General features: G+C 59.1%; 2 protein-coding genes. One reads left to right on the top strand and one right to left on the bottom strand.

What is annotated here, in order from left to right:
* Nucleotides 1–26: 26 nt before the first annotated feature.
* Entirely contained in the window at nt 27–335 is a 309-nt protein-coding gene (locus tag A5686_RS17035) for a hypothetical protein (protein ID WP_067931293.1), read from the bottom strand.
* A gap of 703 nt (nt 336–1,038) precedes the next feature.
* Here A5686_RS17035 and A5686_RS17030 point away from each other — a divergent pair.
* On the top strand, nt 1,039–1,347 hold the full coding sequence (locus tag A5686_RS17030; RefSeq protein ID WP_067936597.1) for a hypothetical protein: 309 nt from the start codon (nt 1,039–1,041) through the stop codon (nt 1,345–1,347).
* Nucleotides 1,348–1,373: the final 26 nt, after the last annotated feature.

The raw sequence follows: 1,373 nt of genomic DNA, 5'->3' as shown, positions 1-1,373 counted from the left end.
GTTTTGATTACTTCCGACGTGGCGCGTTACACGTCGATGGTCTGGCTGACGTAGTTCTCCCAGGTGGCGATCTGGCCAGCCTCTACCATGGCGGCCTGCATCTCGGGGTCGCCGAAGAGCGCCTCCTGGACCTGGCCGTACCGCGTCCAATCCTCGGCTGTGGAAAGCAGGCCGATGGCGTTGGTCGCCGGGCCCCCGATCATGGTCGCCAGCACGGTGACGTTCTCGGCGCCGTGCTTGCGAGCGAGGTCTGTTGTCTTCTTGAGTTGCTTCTGCACCTCGTCCCACTGGACGCCCGGGTTTGGGTGGATAACTACGTACGTGACGATGGTCATGATGGTGCCTCCTGTACCTCGTGGCGGTTAGCCACAAGGTAAGCAAACACCCGAATGCCGCCGCGCGCTAGTGCCAAAGTGCATTGGCTAGCAAACTAGTTGCCGCGTCGGGGCCTGCTCGCGCGCCCCGGGCCTCCGAGGCCGTCTAGGCGGTCATTTTATTGTCTTTGCATCGAATGCAATATTCGTCGTTCTGCCTTTGTGTTTCGTGTATGCCTTCGCATTCAGGGCATTGTTGAATGTATTTATGATTCGGATTCCAGTCCGAATTCATTAATCTTTGCTTTTGTATGAATTTGTTCGCTGAGTCACGAGCTCCGTTAGACAACATTTCAATAGACTTCCCTGGTCAATAGTATATTCTGGTTTTATTCAGGGTTTGCTGGTGGCTTAACAACCCATCCGGTGGGACGGGCTTGGCAGCTCGTGAATCACTAGCATTCGCAGCTACCGCCCGTTCGGGCTAACCAATGACCATTCCCCAAATGCGGCCGGTTAAACCCCGGTGGGGCGCGTAATCAACCCCACCCCCTGGCGATTCACGCTCTGCCCAAGTTGTCGGGTGCCGCGTCCGCCGCGCAAACCTGCTCGCCCGCAACGGGCGCTCGGAGATCTGCGGAAGATTGAAGTAGCCGGCTACTCTAGGCTCGCAGTTTGCCACGCCAGAGGCTGTCTGGGTCCCCTCTAGTGAAAGGTGCCCACGATGACAATCCTCGCAACCACTATCGTCCATCCGAATCCCGGCGTGGCCTGGGACGACGTTCAAAAGCAGCTGAAGCGCGCGAGCGAACTTGCCCGCAAGCATGGCGCGGAGAACGTCACTGTGCTCGTCACCATGGTCGGGGGTCAGGGAACCAACGCCGTCGGCTTCCTGACGACCGCCGAGGACTGGGCCGCCTACGGCCAGGTCCAGGAGGCGCTCTTCGGCGACCCCGAGATGCAGGCCGCCATGGTAGAGGCTGGCCAGATCGCCACCTGGGAGACATACGTCAGCCAGACCATCGACGTGTAACGCGCCACGTCGGAAGTAATCAAAAC

The organism is Mycobacterium sp. E2479 (assembly GCF_001667925.1).
Taxonomy (GTDB): domain Bacteria; phylum Actinomycetota; class Actinomycetes; order Mycobacteriales; family Mycobacteriaceae; genus Mycobacterium.
Note: the sequence above shows the minus strand (reverse complement) of the source record. Positions and strands in the feature narration are given on the sequence as shown.